Raw genomic sequence first — 14278 nt, 5'->3', positions numbered from 1 at the left:
CATCGCATGACGATAGCAGGCTGCCCAGAGCAAGCTACTCGGCATCCGTAGGCGGTTGCAAGCCCGGCCGTCGCAATGCCCAAGCGACAAACATAGCAATAAGCCACATGCCGAATACAACGCGATACCAGCGGAGAGACGCCTGACTAACATACGCCACCACCACAAGCCCAATAGCAGCAGCTGTTCCCACAGCCGCCGCGATCAGCCTTTCCTCGCTGGTAGGCTCTGACCGAGGCTGTAAATCGAAGGTCTTACTAATCCGCTCTGCCACTAACAGCCCAAACTTGGTAGCAAGTTCGTCGCCTTTTCGAGGTTCATTTCCGCTAAGGCGCTTTATCGTGATGATGACACCGAGTGCGAACGGAACAACATAAACGACCTCCAGGGGAGTGCCGGTAGCGACTAACAAAGTCGGGATCACAAAAACCGAAAGGACAATCAGTAGGGCGAAGCCCGAGAAGAAGCGGATCATCAGGCAACTCCAGACAAGCAAGTTTATTTAAACTTGCTCTGCCCATTACCGCAGGTCCACCACCACATTTGAATATATTTGATCGGAAGTTACACGGCTTGCTCCTAGTTTTCACTATCGAGGCGGTAGACCTCCGCGTTGTCTTGCCGCTCTCACAGCCCCTTAAACGAGGCATGTCGTAGTTGCCTATTGGTCGTCCACGCTCGATATTCAATCTCGGCTATCAACGTCGGCGCGATCCAGACAACGTTACGCTTGTCTTCGTAGGGCACAGGAGGCTCTTTCCTTTTCCAAGGCACGCGATCCATCAACGACCGGAGGTCTGACGCCTGGCGAGCCTTAAAACCAGTTCCCACGCTTCCGACATACTCCAGTTGATCGCTTCGATACGCAGCCAGCAGGAGCGACGAGAACGGCGACGAGCTTGACGGCTCGTACCCGACAATCAAGAAGCCCTCCGATTGTACACATTTAATTTTGACCCAATCACCGTTCCGGCCGGATCGATAATAACTATCGCGAGCTTTGCCGACGATGCCCTCTAGCCCGAGGCGACAGGCATGATCGAGCAGTTCTTGCGGATCAGCATTGGAGGCTGCGCTGTGACCGTTTGGGCCATGCCGATAAGCGCATGCGACGAGACACAAGATCGATCTGGAGCGAAAGAAAATGAATTTGCGAAGACCGATCTTAGACTGCCTTACCTCCGTCAGCGATCACCTGCTTCCCCTGTTCCGTAATCACAAGCACGGGGTTTCCGTTGACCGCGATCTCTTTCAAAAATGCGGCCCGTTCGAGCGATGCGACGGTTGCACTTGAAACTCGCCGGTCGCCGATCAGCCAAACGCGGCCAGAGCGACGCTGATGCCGATATCGCGCAATAGCGGACAAGGCTTGAATGGAGGTTTTCGATGGCGGCTTTCGAACGCTAGTCATCATGACAGCACGGCTCCTGTTCCTCATACGTTCATGTGAGAATCGCTGGTGTAGAATTCAAGAGTTGAGCGTGCTTGAGACAGTCCGACGTGGTCAGATGCGGGGCTGTCAGTTTCGATCATCCGTCGAGGAAAAGGGAGCCGCTTCCACAAAACCTACCCACCACCCGAGGTTGCCACTCCATCGCAGTATAGGATGCGAATATTGACAGGGGGCTTTGATCACGCGTTATTCGGCAGCCAACGACGATGGTCGCGGTTCATGTTGGTGGCAATTGTCGACGCATACTGGAAGGGAAGCATGAATGAACGAGCAGGATCGCGCAGCCTTTTTGATTGAATGCCGGACGCCCACCATCGAGGAATACCTGAACCTTCGTCAACGCTCAGGATTAACGCCTTTTTCGCGGCAGGCCGCTGAGGTCGGCTTAAAGGGAACGGTCTTCAGTTGCGTCGTTGTGGAAGGTGGGGCTGCGGTTGGGATGGGAAGAGTTATTGGTGACGGCGGATGCTTCTTCCAGATCACCGACATAGCTGTATTGCCGGAACATCAAGGTCGTGGTCTCGGCAAACGCATCATGGCCACCTTGATGGAGCACGTTGAAAAAAGCCTGCCTGCGACTGCCTATGTCAGCCTCATCGCCGACGTGCCTGCGAACAAGCTCTATGAGCTATATGGCTTCAAAGAGACGGCTCCGCGATCTGTCGGTATGTCGTATGTCGTTCGAAAGTAGGCATCGTTGAGCTTTTCATTCGTGCTCCGCCTGTGAAATCGGGATACTCACCGGCTGTTTTGTCGCCCGGACGTTTCCGTGGGTAGGGAACATCACCAAGCCGGAATTTCTGTCATACGGGAGCGAACAGGCGACGCTCCGTTTGAGAGGGTCGCCTGTCCAGCGGTCGCTCTAGGCGGCTGACTTCACGACCGCTGAGGCTCAAGCATCTCCATCCAGAGACGTTCCCCATGAGGGGTAACGATACGACCCCCCACAATCGTGAGTTACTGTCATTTTCATGGGGTGTCGCTATCGTCAGCGAATCATTGAGGTTCACATGACGCCTGAGAGACGCCGCGACATATTCGAAACGGTCCGCAACAGAGCCCATTCACTTGGATTGCAGTTCGAAGACGATCCCACGTACGTAAACGCTGTCGAAGAATGGATTGCGGGATCGATCACCGCAGAAAATCTTCGAAACCACTACCAAGAGCTATTGGAAGGCCGCGAGAAAGAGAAGCGTTTGTCGTACTTCGTCAAGCACTGTCTCCAGGAAGTCTGATGGTGCGCGAATGTATTCAGAAGATCAAATAGACCGCGCGGTCGGCTACAGCTTCTCACCCAACGGCTATTCCCGATACTAACTCACGAAACGGCTTCCAAGTAGCGTAAAGCGGATAGATAACAGCTGCGCATCCGAGGCGGACGAAGATTGGGCGTACTCGTGGTGTGGGAGTCTTCTGAGATATTATGCTGAGTGCAGAACTCACAGCTCCGGCAAAAAGCCCCGTCCCGAACAGAGCCAGGATTGCGAAGAGTCCTCCCATCACTCCGCCTTTTTGGTAACATTCTCCATCGGCGACAAGCCTGATGAGGACAACCAAAATTATCGTGGTAGCGCTCAGACTCCGCCAACCTGGGAGGAACGCCAATAACACCCACCCCAGGAGGTAGGGTAGCGAAACAAGTGCCGTGAAAATTAGAAACTCCACTACCCCTCCTTGAAACAAACGCCGCGTGTCGAGTATCAATGGTCGTCACTTGATCTAGCAGGATTATAAGTTACGACAACCAAGTGAATGTGCGTGGAAATAGTGATATTTATGCATTTTTTACATTAGCACCAGAGTTGTCAATCAATAGAGATTTCAACAGCACGACGCGGTCACCCGATATCAGATGGACGATGCCATTGGCCTCCATGCCATACAGGGCAACAGCAATATCGACCTGATTGAACCCTTGCTGAACCAGGGTTACGCCAATCTCAAGCAGGTTTATCGGATTATCCGGCGTGCCCCCGGCAGCGATAAGTTCGCGCTGGATTGCAACTCGTATCTCTTCAGCCATGGGAATGCTCCTCAAATCAATACCCGCTCGATAATTCTGCATTCCCAAAACTTATCGAGGACTATGAAGGTTGCAAACTGATCGTGAACGGATGTCTCGTTGGAATCCTCCACGGCAACAACCCATCGATCCCGTTCTGCCTGTGGCCGTTGACGAGGGCGGTGAGCGTGGCGGTCAAGTAAGCCGGATCAGGCGACAGCGCACAAATATGGGGGGAGAACACCGCTTACCGGTCGTCGATGGAAGCCCGGGCTTGATCGGAGTATTCCGCACCTACCTCCCAGCCGAATGCAGAGGCTTCTTGCCAAGCAAGACCTGGCTGATCTCGGTGACGAGATCGAAGTGCTGCTCCACGATCTATTGGCAATCCAAGCATGCTATGAACGGGTCTGTTCCGAGCAAGGGATCGATCTACCTTACGTCCGCTGACGTTCAGCCGGTCTGATATTGACACGAAGTTGCCGAGGTTGCCTTTCGCTCTCAGCGAACTGATGATTAGTTGGCGTTTCATAGACTGATCTACCTTCGCAGGTGAGTGTCCCCAATGCTGTTGATAAGACCTACGGACTATAATGAACGGGTGCATTCATTTTTGTTTCCGGTGAAGTTTCCTCAGCCACTGCTACTGGCGGTATTAGAACTCCGGTCTGAACGCATCTACGACTTGGAACTGGGTAACGAGGCCGCCGCGTTGTCGGCAATTCTAGACGCGGCGCGACATCTGCCGGGACAGCCCTTTTCAATTCTTTCTGAAGACACCGGGAGCGTTAACAAAGTGCGATCCTATAGCGGTGTCATACCTAGCCGGAGTTCGCTCAGGCAGTTGGAGCATCGTCGGTTTGAGGTGAAAACGGCTCCCAGCGTATCCAGGCTAGGTGCCATTGTCAGCCTACAGGATGCGTGTCTTGACGACGAAGCCGCTCGACTTGTTCTAAATTATTGGGATGCCCTGATTCTTTGCAGCAAAAGCGATTTGAATGAACTGCGGGACTTGTCCGTGAGTTCGATGACTAGCACGGAGCCGAGTAATTCCCGAGTTAACATCAATCTGGCGCTGGCGTTGACACGTTTTTCGGACGACTTCGCCATGCGTTATTTTCCGCCGGATAATGGTAGACACGAAACAATTGCTTTGCTCTTCAACGAGAGCAAGATTGAGATGACGCAAGCCTTCTTTCGCTCATTGAAGTTTCGTCTCAAGCTAAGATGAGCAGCCTGATACATCGGCCGTCCGATGTCGCCTATTCTCGCTTTTGAGACACGAGAAAGCGCTTCTGGTCGACTGAAATTGAGGAATCCATGGATAAGCTAAGCTCGCTGGAAAGGCAGCGACTGTCTGAAGTAATCAGGACGGCATTAACGGCGGATTGGGAACGATTCAAGTTCCTTACAGATACCCAGTTTTCGAATACGGCATCTATAAAAGAACAGTTCGAAGATTCGTCCCGACTACTAATAGGCCTTATGTCTGAACCAAGACCCGAGGTAGCCGTGGGAGTGCACAAAGACGGCAGCCGGGTCATCTTCGCACGCTTTTCATTGGACGACCCTGCGGAAGGTCCAATCCTACTGACGCTTCACAGTACGTCTGAACGCCCGGATTCCGTCATCAGTATCTGGACCTTTTACCAAGAAATGAGCTTCGACTGGTGACGGTTCGGAAGGCTGTCTCGCAGCTCGATGAGATCGCGTATCGTTGTGATACGTTCGCTGTCAGCTTGGCTCGGAGAGTTCGGCGTCACTGCGGAGGAACCTGCTTAGGTAGCCTCAAAGCTACCATGTATTGAAACAAACCCTATGACTACTTTCGAGCAACTGTGCTTCTGGCGCATCAGCGTCATGACGGCCTTCGGCCTGTTGCGCATAGTGTAAGCGCGACGGCCGCTTACTATGACCAGCACTATCGCTTCGCTCGATTCACAACGATTATGCGGCTCAAAAATACGATAACAAAGGGTGTCCATAGTGCGAGGACTAAATAGTAGTATGCGGTCGCCCCGACACACTCACTTTCATCGATCCGGCATGACTGAGCTACTCCGAGTCGAAGGGGTGACAGAGCAAGCCCAAGTGCTGCTCCAACAACCAGAAGAGATATCCATGTCCGGAATCCGTGGCGAACGATCAAGGTTGATGCGAAGATTGCGATACATGGCAGCAAAGCTACCAACCCAAAACACATCATTTTTCTCCCAGTCAGTCCTCAAGCGAGATTGGCAATACCCTCCAACGTAAGGTCGGCGCTTCGCTACGTGTCAAATGCCGCCAATCAGCAAGTACGGATGGCAATGAATCACTGACCGCACCCGTTCTTCAAAACGGTCAAGGAATTTCAGCAGGGCTTTCCGGTGCAATTTCTGTTTGCGCGGCATCAGTCTAGAGTACAGGACGTATTTGCTGATTATCGTTTTCAACGGCACATTCCCTCTTATGTCACGACGGAGTTCATTAAATCGAGCGAGAATATCTAGCCAAGTATCTCGGCCTATCCAGGTAATGCCCCAGTGACGGTAGGCCCTCGACCAATCAGGAATCGAATCGGCTACCAAGCCCTCAATGAACAAGAAGGCTTCTTCTCGTATGTTGAACAAGGCGTGATCTACCGAATCATTGCTGGAATGATCGAGAAAGTTGTGATCGCAAGGAATAAAATCATAGGTAGGCCAGCCTCGCGGCCGGTCTGCAAAGCTATAGTCTATAGACATAATGAACGCGGACACTGCACGCCGCATCTATGGCGATCACCTTTGATAACAGCTAGTCGGCACGGCATCAATATCGTTCTCGCACCTTGGCTAATGTTCGGCAGTGTTCCGAAATCTACCACCGCTGCATTTACGGCTACAACTATGCGGATGTTCGGTCGTAAGCGTGGCTGCCAGGTGATGCACACGAACGAAGGTGTTATCAAGCATTGCGATGGCACCATTTGAAGGGTTCGTGACAGCGTCCGACAACCTGTCCAAAGCCCGGCCTACGGCCAACGTCTGATAGCATGTCATATACCCTTGATGACGGCTGACGATGCTTCGGGCTCGTCTGGTAGAAGACCGCTGATCGCTACAGCTTATCGACGTTTACTGATTTGCGCCCGTGACTGCTTTCGAACGAAGCGGTCGTTCCGCAGTTGCAAGAACGTCGCCATTGAGCAATTATCGGCACCACCCCAACGTTGGGTTATCCAATGAAAGTCTCGCTCACCAAATACGCGTGTCTCGACTGCCAACGAGTTTTCAAGCGCCCTGCAGATGCGACACAGAAAACCTGCCCACGATGCTCTGGTGTCACGTACCGCACTGGCTCAGATTTCCGTCCGCCGTCATCTGGTGACGTGAAGGGCTGGGAGGTTGCATCATTCCTGATCTCAAACGGCCTCCCATATTATCGGCTCGGTGTGCAGTACCCGGCAACTCTGAAAGAGGCGCGGCGCTTTGTGGAAGAGAACGCTTCGAAGGCCGTAGACATGACCACAAACAGGGCCGTTCCGCTGCAGTGGCCCCGAGATCGTCGAGCTTGAAGGCATGTGAGGCCCGTAGAAAAACAGGAAATTGCCCGATGGCGGCACTGTCTCCTGTCGGCCCAAAGCTGACTTCCGACCACTAAGAACGAACTATGGCTTTGAGGTAGTCACCTGACCTGTCCACATGAGCTTCAACAGTGACTGTTTCCCTTGGGGTAAACTCCCACTCTTCATATTCCGGAACCTCCTGGGCTAGAATAAAGAAGCACCCATCGCCCAGTGCTTCGGCCTTGATCGGCCGCCATACAGGAATTGACTCATCGAGAAGGCGAACGTGGATAGTGACTACTTCGACCTGGTCAGATGATTCCATGACAGCCACTTCTCCGCCAAATAACGCAAGTTACGTCGTCAATGAACGTATCGCAACGGCTGCGTCGCCGCGATGACGCCTGTCGGCCCGTTGCGGACAAACCTATAAATCGCGACAATTCAACGGCAAAAGAAATAACCATGAATTACAATATTACGATTTGTTCAGATACTAAGTACGAAGAGCTAATTGCCGAAATCCTTTTCACAAGCGGCGAGTTGGTGGTCATTAGCCAAGAACGGAGTCGCGAACAGTTTGATGTCAGCCTTTATTCGCCTCAGAAAAGCATAGATGACGTGGTGGAGCGACCAAATCTTCTTGATCTCGACGAGCTACTCGCGGCAATTTCTAAGGCAAAAAAGAGGCTGAGGCTGCTAGACGTGCCAACCGAATAGAACAATGGTGGCGCTTGTCGACGTCGTCTTTCGGCCCTTTGCGGCCGTTGATAGGGGGGGCTAACCCCATCTTTGCAATCATCCTAATTCAGGAATGAGATCGGACTTCCTAACGTCAGGATCAAATCGACACTCCTTCGCGTAGACATCGAACTGGAAGTCGCTCCCACTGAACATCACCACGAACCGTAGGAACTTCTTATCAAAACCGATCTGGTCTTCGAGTACCATCACGCGATCATAGGGCAGCGAAATCTGCTTATCTAATTGCCCGTTTATGTTGATCGAAAGGCACCAGCCGAACCGAAGCTCTCCAACGTGTTCAGCCCCATCACTACGGTATTGGAAGTGGATCGTAGCCTCGGTGCCAATGTACGAGACGCCGAAGTCACCATATCCAGAGGCATCGTAAGGCAGCTCAAGAAACAACTTCATCTAATAACTCCGGTTCTGCAGGAGGACCTTACGAACACGTTGCGCTGAACGAATGATGGACCCACTGCCCACTTCGGAGCGAAACGTTACGGTAGCAGCGAAAACCTGAGGTCTGCAATTGGCTTAAATCTGACACCGATAAATTAGTTGAGATACATGAGTGGGATGTGCGGTCCGCGACCGTAGCGCAGCTGTCCACCATCCAAAATGCTTCAGTCGGCCTTCAGTCCGACGAAGGCGGAAAAGTGAAGCCTGCCCACTCGGCCCGCTCTTGCCAATCAGGATCACCCGCAGACCGGATGCGATCTATCTGCCTGCGTTTGTGTGCTATCTCGTGCAGGTCGCCGCAGTTAGCTCTTAAATCTCGTAGCTGCTCACGGGCGACCCATAAAGCATCGCGCCAAACCTCTTCCGAAATCCATTTGCTGGTCATGGCAGACAATCTTTTACTGAACTTCGGAGTTCCACCAAAAAAGGCACGATGTTCGCAATTGGCGCAAAGCTGCCGAGGTCGGCTGTCGGCCCAATGCGGCCCAAGCAGTCAATTGAGTTGGTGAAATTTATACATCCCTTACTTTCTCCATCGAGTATGGAGAAGACCGAGGCTGCTCAAGTCAACCTGTCTCTCTGTGATAGAGCGGCGTGCCTTCAAGATCGGCGTTAAGGAGCCGCTGGAGTTCTGTTAGGCTTTCTCGCACGTGCGAGGTTGCCACAGGGTCCAATCGCAGTTGGTTCTCGTATCCAGACTTCAGCATCATTTGCACAAGATCGCGCAATTCAGCCTTGTCGGCGTCGGCGACCTCGGTGAGGTCACCATGGTTGTATCCATAATCATAGCTCTGCTTGAACTTGATGAGAAAGGGCCGAGAACCGGCGCTCTCGATCCACCAGTCGATCATATCTAGGACGATGCTACGCCTTAGCCCCCAAACTTCGTCCGTCTTTCTGAACCTGAAAACGCTCAAAACGCGAGACCCTTATAGCAGCGCTGCCAACAACGTCCATGGCACTAGATGCATCGATCCCAATCCGCAAGTCATCACAATGGGGGCAACCTACAATGTTTACCATTTAACGAATGCCTTCTATTGGCGCATAGCTACCCAGGTCGGCTGTCAGCCCAGAGCGGATGTTGCCACTTATCGAGCTAGCAGTCTCCATCCCAACATGCTTGAACGTCTGTCGGGGAAGGCCGTCCACCCATCATGAAGAATTTTAGGTATGTCTTCGGCGCTCTTCTGCCACACTATAGCGCGGCTACAGTATGTTCGGCCGCCATCCGTTTGATCCACGCTCGTCCGCTCTGTGGCTTCCAGACATCCGCAAAGCGAAGAAACACTTGGTTGATCGCAGCATCGTCCGAGGGCAGCCCTTCACGTGCGGCGGCCCTTAGATTCAACAGGTTCTGCGCGTCCTGCGACAAGAACTCTGAGTTGACCCCGCACCTTATCGAGAATGTAGCATCCACATCACCAAAGGCCCGATTCCACAGCCCGAAGTGATATCCCAGTTCGGGAATAACGGTTCTTGGTGGGAAGTCTGTCCAGTTTCGTCCCTTCAAAAAGAGCATACGCACTTCCTCGGGATCGGTCGGGTTAATAACCGGGCCAGCCAGCGCGATCTTCCTAGATTTACCAGGTCGAACCCAAGTCTCGAATGGGGGCCCAAGCCCCTTCATCTCAGCGAGGTGCTCAATCGCTTTAAGAACAAGTGTCTCAAGCTCTTCAGCCTTGGGACCCCAGTAGAGCTGGATGTTCATTTCGATCATGACGGCCCCGCCAGCTTCCGCCCACGCTAAGCGAATTTCAACATCCCAGCTATGACCGTAGTCGTCCCAAGCCGGACTTACAACAGATAATCGATGCCGACATTACCGAGGCGTTCGTAGGCTTGTGCTGCTTCGAGTCTTGCCACCGGATTTCCTTCCACCGCTCGACCATACCAGTAATTCGCGGCGTGGAGATCGCCTACCTGTTCGTAGCAAATTCCCAGCCGTTCTTCCAGATAGCCCGCATCGAGTGAGGGGCCTCAATCCGAGATGGAGAGAACTCTTGATCGCGTCAGCAACATCGCCTTCAACAATATACTTCTTGGCAATGCAGACTCTCTTGGCTAGGCGAGAAGGTTGTCGAACACGGCTATCAGGGAAAACGGCGTCAAAAATAGCGTTAAGAAACCCAAGGTCTTTCCCGCAACTTTAGCAATCACGGTGACAAACTTTGGGTTAGGCTTTGCTGAATAAAACACTCGCTGAACTGAAATTGGTACCTCCACGTATTTCTTCAACCAGAAGACTAAGGCAGCAAGAATATATACACCGAGTGGTGCGTACGGAATGAGAACAATAGCCGCTAAAGATGCCGCCCAGAGCAACAAGATAACCAAAATTAAAATCATCGGGTGGCTGAGCATGTCCGCGTTCTTCTTCCACGAATGGCTATGCATAGACAACATCCACAGCTAGCAGTCGCGGTCAAGGACCGGCCTTCTCAAGTCGATACTTGACGCCTTTCGGCCCATTGCGGACAGCATGACTCTGAACTGAAGTTTCTTTTCCGTGGAGGGCCAAACATGGCAGCGCCAATCATAGTGTCGGTTGATCCAAACTACTCGCTCACGAAGGCCGACAGCGAATGCGACGTATGGATCGTCAGCTCAGCAGCCAACCTTATACTGGCGGATGAGATACGGAGGGTTTCTGGCACAAAATCGATGACCGTCTTCGATGATCTAGGTTCACCAGTGGCGAACGCAATTTCTACGTTGCCCTCGGTATTCGAGCATCATCCAGATGCAGTCGATGCGAAAGTACGCGGCCTTACAGATGACGAACGCCGACAGACCATTCAGAATGCAGCTTCTGAGTGGCTCGGCTCATCTCTTGGCGAGGAAGTCGTCTTTCGACGCAGCGCATGACTGCAACCAACCGATGACCGGAATTGGCGAAAAGCGGTCTAGGTCTCCTTTCGGCCCGAAGCGGACTACGGTGTTGGTCAACCAACCGGCCTGTGGTAGCCGTTAGACATGCACCGTTATTTTATCATCCTGTTAGCAATAACCTCGATCCAGACCGCCACTCCAGCGGCGGGCGCTGAGACGGTGGTTCAGCCTACGCCTCCGCTAAACATATGTGCAAAGCAAGATATCACCTTAAAAATCTGGAAAAGTCAGAACGTCATCTGGTCCCTTGAGCTTGGGAGAAGGCCACCGACCCTCACTGTAGACCGGAGGAGGTGGTTAGCGCTCCCAGCCAGTTTTCAGTCAACAATAGCTCTGGCTTCATACTGTCGGCTAGGAGCCGTCGACGGGGCGGCTGAGATGCAGGTGGTCGATACGGGTGGGAGCATCTTCGGAGCCGTTCGCGGTGGAAAGTGGAAGAACCGCCTTACTGGTGACTGAGCCCCCGATACTGCGGCTGCTCCGTACGTCAGCAACTGGCCCAAAGCTGACTTCCAGCCACTAAGAGCGAGCTATGGCTTTGAGGTAATCACCTGTCCTGTCCATATAAGCTTCAACAGTGACTGTTTCTCCTGGGGTAAACTCCCACTCTTCAAATTCCGGAACCTCCTGGGCTAGGATGACGAAGCACTCGTTGCCCAGTGCTTCGGCCTTGACCGGCCGCCATACAGGAATTAGCTCATCGAGAAGGCGAACGTGGATAGTGACTACTTCGACCTGGTCAGATGATCCCATGACAGCCATTCCTTCGTCTAATGAGGCAAGTTACGTAGTCAACTAATGTATCGCAACGGCTGCGTCGCCGTGATGACGCCTGTCGGCCCAAACCGGTCATTCATTGTCTCGACACAGTCGATAGGGGTCCGATAGCCTCGGAGCGAAGCATATCAGGGAGATACGTACATGCTGTTGACGGTTGAGAAGGAGAAGTTGGATCAAGGCGAGGTTGCCATCTGCTTCGACGAGGAAGGGCTGGAATTTCTGATAGAAGAGCTCTCTAAGCTACGTGAGAAGCGGGACCACAGACATCTCATGACGCCCAGTTGGTCGGGCAACGAGCTTACGGAGGTACCGCAGGGCGGCGATAGTTACGAACTGTGCAATAGCCTGAGACTTGTCAGCCTGCCATCTAGCAACTGATGCCCCTTTGCGGCTTCACCGGTCCTCGTTGTACGCCTTGAACGTTCAATGTTAGCGCAGAGCGGGAGACGCCTTTTGGCCCAAACAGGTCATCTGCTTGCTTTAATAGCGGCAGGCGCACGCCGCCTAACGAAATAGCACTACGCCTGCGGCTATCCAACCGACAATCCTATCGAGACTTCAAAACGGCATCCTTAGATGGTTTGGCACCTTCGACCAGGATCACGTTGGGAGATGTTGACGCTTCGCCCGCATTGACGATCGCACGTGTGGGGCTGGTTGCGGATGCCATCGCGGCTCCCTTGGCATCGGTCTTGAAGGCGACGATCGGTTCCGGCTGGCCTTCGAAGAGCAGCGTGTAAGTGGTGTCCGGCTTCAGCTTGGAAACGCTGACGTCGACGATATCGATCAAACCGAGATTGCGCGAAACGATCATGCCGCTGCCCTCCATATTCTCTGCGGGCTTGAGCCTGAGGGTGATGTTCTCGGGCATATCCTTTCGCGGCTCCAAGTTTTGACGGCCATCACCGCCCACAACTGCGTCGGGAACATAGATCAGGGCCTGCGGAGCTTGGCCGGAGGGGATGTGGGCGATCTTCGTCTGCTTTTCGGTGTCGATGACATCGATCGCATCGCCATTCTCCAGTCCGACATAGATACGGCTGCCGTCTCCGGAGCCCCAGATGCCATGCGGAAGCGCACCGACCGGTATGGTGGAGACCAGTTTGGCGTCATCGTCGAGTGTGTAGACTTTCACGACATTCTCGCCGCCAATGGTCACGTAAGCGAGGGTGCCAGCGGGTGTCTTGGCAAAGGCCAGATGGTTTGTGATCGGGCCGGTATCGATAACACCCTTGACCTCGAGGGTTTTGGTATCGATCCGCGTTACCTTGCCGACGTCCTTGTGGGTCAGCCAGGCTTCCTTGCCGTCGGGCGTGACCTGTATGAACGGCGAGAAGGGCGACACGACCGGGATGGCAGCTAGCAGCTTTTTCGACGCCACGTCGAAGACCTGGACGACGGGGTTGAAGCTGTTTGCGACGAAGGCGCGCTTGCCGTCGGGCGCGAAGATCGTCATGCCGGGGCCACTCTCCGTCTTGATCCGATCGGTCTCCTTGAACGTCTTGGCGTCGATGACCGACAGGTAGTCTTCTCCACGAACCGTCACCCAGACATGCTTGCCATCGGGTGTGAAGAAGGCTTCGTGCGGGTTGCGGCCGATATAGGTCACACCCTTCACCTTGTTGGTCGCGGTATCGATGAAGGTCACCGAATTGGTAACGGTGGAGACAGCAACGATTGTTTTATGGTCCGGCGAGAAGCCGAGACCGTGAACATTGACCTCGCCCTTGTAGAGAGGGCTCAGGACGTTCGGCCTTGGATCACCTAGCTTGATCAGACCCAGAAGCGTGTTCGTCGAGGGATCGATGACGGAAACCGTGTTGCTGTTCTGGTCGGCGGCATAGACTCGATCCTTGGCGTCCGGAAGAGCCAGGGCGGGAGATGCTGCGAGTGCGGACATCAGAACCAGGATGGAACGTTTCATTTTACGGTCTCCAGAGTTGCGGCAGGTTGATTGCCCGACTGATCGAGCATCGTGTGCATCAGTTGAATCTCATAGGTCTGCTCGGTGATGATCGATTGAGCGAGGTTTCGAATTTGCGGGTCTTTCGTGCTGACCAGAACCGCCTTGGCCATATCGACAGCGCCCTGATGATGCGGGATCATTTGCGCCAGGAAATCCCTGTCCGGATTTCCGGTCTCAGGAACCGACATCATGCCGGCATGCATCTTTTCCATTGCAGCCTTCATGCTTGCCGAGAACGCATCTGCTGCTTCATTCTCGCCCGCCGGTTCGGGCTGATGATGCTGGTGCTGCTGTTCTGACAAGGCGGGGCTGAGGGAACAGAGGCCTATGCCGACCGCCGTTGCGATAAGAACTGTGACTTTGGCGCGCATGAGGTCTTCCTTTCGACAAGAGTGGGTAAGAACCCCCCGAGGCGGGATTCATTCCCACGTGACGGACAATCCGTGCTCA

At 53.4% G+C, this 14278-nt stretch carries 17 protein-coding genes; 5 read left to right on the top strand and 12 right to left on the bottom strand.

The features are described from left to right. Nucleotides 1-34: 34 nt before the first annotated feature. Nucleotides 35-475 carry a hypothetical protein gene (locus IFT66_RS08610; protein ID WP_062455375.1) on the bottom strand — a complete coding sequence of 147 codons (441 nt, stop codon included), beginning with the start codon at nucleotides 473-475 and terminating at the stop codon, nucleotides 35-37. A gap of 152 nt (nucleotides 476-627) precedes the next feature. Then, entirely contained in the window at nucleotides 628-924 is a 297-nt protein-coding gene (locus tag IFT66_RS08605) for an ATP dependent DNA ligase (RefSeq protein ID WP_446737876.1), read from the bottom strand. Nucleotides 925-1715: 791 nt separating this feature from the next. Between IFT66_RS08605 and IFT66_RS08600 the strand changes: the two genes are divergently transcribed. After that, on the top strand, nucleotides 1716-2144 hold the full coding sequence (locus tag IFT66_RS08600) for a GNAT family N-acetyltransferase (protein WP_192077351.1): 429 nt from the start codon (nucleotides 1716-1718) through the stop codon (nucleotides 2142-2144). 1086 nt (nucleotides 2145-3230) lie between these two features. On the opposite strand, the gene IFT66_RS08595 is transcribed toward IFT66_RS08600, so the two are convergent. Next, entirely contained in the window at nucleotides 3231-3479 is a 249-nt protein-coding gene (locus IFT66_RS08595; protein ID WP_192077350.1) for a hypothetical protein, read from the bottom strand. A 544-nt stretch (nucleotides 3480-4023) separates the two neighbouring features. On the opposite strand from IFT66_RS08595, the gene IFT66_RS08585 reads away from it, so the two are divergent. Then, nucleotides 4024-4689: a hypothetical protein gene (locus IFT66_RS08585; protein ID WP_192077349.1), complete on the top strand. Its 666-nt coding sequence runs from the start codon at nucleotides 4024-4026 to the stop codon at nucleotides 4687-4689. 1045 nt (nucleotides 4690-5734) lie between these two features. Here IFT66_RS08585 and IFT66_RS08580 read toward each other — a convergent pair. Next, complete coding sequence (locus IFT66_RS08580) at nucleotides 5735-6211, bottom strand: hypothetical protein (RefSeq protein ID WP_192077348.1); 477 nt, start codon at nucleotides 6209-6211, stop codon at nucleotides 5735-5737. An 867-nt stretch (nucleotides 6212-7078) separates the two neighbouring features. Continuing rightward, the gene (locus IFT66_RS08570; protein WP_192077347.1) at nucleotides 7079-7312 is read right to left on the bottom strand and encodes a hypothetical protein; all 234 of its coding nucleotides are present in this window, start codon (nucleotides 7310-7312) and stop codon (nucleotides 7079-7081) included. A 140-nt stretch (nucleotides 7313-7452) separates the two neighbouring features. On the opposite strand from IFT66_RS08570, the gene IFT66_RS08565 reads away from it, so the two are divergent. Further along, on the top strand, nucleotides 7453-7707 hold the full coding sequence (locus IFT66_RS08565; RefSeq protein WP_192077346.1) for a hypothetical protein: 255 nt from the start codon (nucleotides 7453-7455) through the stop codon (nucleotides 7705-7707). Between the two features lie 78 nt (nucleotides 7708-7785). On the opposite strand, the gene IFT66_RS08560 is transcribed toward IFT66_RS08565, so the two are convergent. The 4 genes from IFT66_RS08560 to IFT66_RS08545 form a co-directional block, all read right to left on the bottom strand. Beyond that, nucleotides 7786-8142 (bottom strand): hypothetical protein, encoded by a 357-nt coding sequence (locus IFT66_RS08560; RefSeq protein WP_192077345.1) that lies wholly within the window; start codon nucleotides 8140-8142, stop codon nucleotides 7786-7788. A 614-nt stretch (nucleotides 8143-8756) separates the two neighbouring features. Continuing rightward, nucleotides 8757-9041: a hypothetical protein gene (locus tag IFT66_RS08555; RefSeq protein ID WP_192077344.1), complete on the bottom strand. Its 285-nt coding sequence runs from the start codon at nucleotides 9039-9041 to the stop codon at nucleotides 8757-8759. A 347-nt stretch (nucleotides 9042-9388) separates the two neighbouring features. Continuing rightward, the gene (locus IFT66_RS08550; RefSeq protein WP_192077343.1) at nucleotides 9389-9910 is read right to left on the bottom strand and encodes a hypothetical protein; all 522 of its coding nucleotides are present in this window, start codon (nucleotides 9908-9910) and stop codon (nucleotides 9389-9391) included. 344 nt (nucleotides 9911-10254) lie between these two features. After that, on the bottom strand, nucleotides 10255-10554 hold the full coding sequence (locus tag IFT66_RS08545; protein WP_207105880.1) for a hypothetical protein: 300 nt from the start codon (nucleotides 10552-10554) through the stop codon (nucleotides 10255-10257). Nucleotides 10555-10713: 159 nt separating this feature from the next. Between IFT66_RS08545 and IFT66_RS08540 the strand changes: the two genes are divergently transcribed. Further along, nucleotides 10714-11058, top strand: coding sequence for a hypothetical protein (locus IFT66_RS08540; RefSeq protein ID WP_192077341.1), 345 nt, complete (start codon nucleotides 10714-10716; stop codon nucleotides 11056-11058). A gap of 543 nt (nucleotides 11059-11601) precedes the next feature. Here the strand turns inward: IFT66_RS08540 and IFT66_RS08535 are convergent. After that, nucleotides 11602-11835, bottom strand: coding sequence for a hypothetical protein (locus IFT66_RS08535; protein WP_192077340.1), 234 nt, complete (start codon nucleotides 11833-11835; stop codon nucleotides 11602-11604). Nucleotides 11836-12003: 168 nt separating this feature from the next. On the opposite strand from IFT66_RS08535, the gene IFT66_RS08530 reads away from it, so the two are divergent. Continuing rightward, on the top strand, nucleotides 12004-12240 hold the full coding sequence (locus tag IFT66_RS08530) for an Imm32 family immunity protein (protein ID WP_192077339.1): 237 nt from the start codon (nucleotides 12004-12006) through the stop codon (nucleotides 12238-12240). 169 nt (nucleotides 12241-12409) lie between these two features. Here IFT66_RS08530 and IFT66_RS08525 read toward each other — a convergent pair whose 3' ends face one another. Then, a complete protein-coding gene (locus tag IFT66_RS08525) occupies nucleotides 12410-13786 on the bottom strand; it encodes a YncE family protein (RefSeq protein WP_062455357.1) in 1377 nt (458 codons plus the stop codon). Beyond that, nucleotides 13783-14199 (bottom strand): DUF305 domain-containing protein, encoded by a 417-nt coding sequence (locus tag IFT66_RS08520; RefSeq protein ID WP_082476265.1) that lies wholly within the window; start codon nucleotides 14197-14199, stop codon nucleotides 13783-13785. The genes IFT66_RS08525 and IFT66_RS08520 overlap by 4 nt, the downstream gene beginning before the upstream one ends. Nucleotides 14200-14278: the final 79 nt, after the last annotated feature.

It is taken from the genome of Rhizobium sp. CFBP 13726 (assembly GCF_014841925.1).
Classification (GTDB): domain Bacteria; phylum Pseudomonadota; class Alphaproteobacteria; order Rhizobiales; family Rhizobiaceae; genus Neorhizobium; species Neorhizobium soli.
The sequence above is the reverse complement of the archived record's forward strand: the minus strand, read 5'-3'. Positions and strand labels throughout refer to the sequence as shown.